General features: G+C 62.4%; 1 protein-coding gene and 1 pseudogene. One reads left to right on the top strand and one right to left on the bottom strand.

The genetic code is table 11. From position 1 onward, the window contains the following. Positions 1 to 320: 320 nt before the first annotated feature. Positions 321 to 893, top strand: coding sequence for an OmpO family porin (locus VA603_RS11355; protein WP_132862380.1), 573 nt, complete (start codon positions 321 to 323; stop codon positions 891 to 893). A gap of 201 nt (positions 894 to 1,094) precedes the next feature. On the opposite strand, the pseudogene VA603_RS11350 reads toward VA603_RS11355, so the two are convergent. Next, positions 1,095 to 1,310, bottom strand: a pseudogene (locus VA603_RS11350) (NAD(P)H-dependent glycerol-3-phosphate dehydrogenase); the annotation flags it as partial.

The following is a 1,310-nucleotide window of genomic DNA, read 5'->3' as shown; positions in this document are numbered from 1 at the left end:
TGATCGCCTGGGCGAACAGGCAGTCATCAACGTCACCACCCCGGCCCAGCGACAGGGCCGCCTCTGGGATGAACTGGCCGCGCGACGCGGCGAGTAAGCGCAGGACCCCATCCCCGCCGCTACATGCCTTCCGGTCTCTTGGGCGGAGCGGGAAGTGGCCTTGTTCCGGCAAGGAAGTTCCCCGATTCGCCGCTTAATTTATGTACTGGTCAGTTTGATATTCAGGGTCAGTTCCATTGGCTAACGGATAATTCACAACCATCGAACGGCCCGAAGCATCACGCCGCATCGATCAAACCAATAAAAAAGGTAATGCCGAAATGAAGACTTCCCTGATCGCACTGGGCCTGATGGCCGCCCTGCCGTTCGCTGCCTCGGCTGCCGATGGCCTGTCCTACAACTATGTGGAAGGCGGTTACGTGAACACCGACACCCGCGGCGGCGACGCCGATGGTTGGGCTCTGAAGGGCTCGGTTGCCGTGCACCCGAACTTCCATGTTTTCGGTGAATACAACGCCCAGGAAACCGACAAGGGCAAGGTTGACGTGGACCAGTGGCGCCTGGGTGTTGGCTACAACTACACCGTGGCCCCGAACACCGACCTGCTGGCCCGCGCCGCGTACCAGAAGTTCGACCCGGACTACGGCCCGACCTTCAACGGCTACAGCGCTGAAGTCGGCGTGCGCACCGCCTTCACCCCGAACTTCGAGGGCTATGCCCTGGCCGGTTACGAGGACTACAGCAAGAAGAACGGCTACAACCCGGATGGCGAGTTCTACGGCCGCGTCGGCGCGACCGGCAAGTTCAACGCCAACTGGGGCCTGACCGGCGAAGTGAAGCTGGCCAAGGCTGGCGACAAGGAATGGTTCGTCGGCCCGCGCTTCACCTGGTAAGCCGTTACGGCAACAACGTGTTGTAAAGGCGCGTGCTCTCTCTCCCCCGCGCCTGAAGCCCGGTTCTCCCCGACCGGGCTTCACCTTTTCCGGGGCCGGCGAAATGCTTCCCCTGTCCACCCGTTGGGGCAGGAGCAGGTTCCACTGGCCCAACAAAGAAGCCCGGCAATCGCCGGGCTTTTTGTTTCAACGTCGGTCAACTTACTTGAACAGCGTGTCCGGATACTCCGGCTTCTGCTCGCGTGCCAGCAGCTGCTGCAGGCCCTCGGCCGGGCTCAGCTCACCGTGCAGTACCGATTGCACCGCCTTGGAGATGGGCAGGTCGATGCCATGGCGCTCGGCCTGGCGCATCACCTCGTCGGCGGTCTGCACCGATTCCACCACCTGGCCGATTTCCTTCACCGCGTCGGGCAGGCT

The organism is Stenotrophomonas capsici (genome assembly GCF_034961085.1).
GTDB classification, from domain to species: domain Bacteria; phylum Pseudomonadota; class Gammaproteobacteria; order Xanthomonadales; family Xanthomonadaceae; genus Stenotrophomonas; species Stenotrophomonas capsici.
This window is presented reverse-complemented; position numbering and strand designations above follow the sequence as displayed.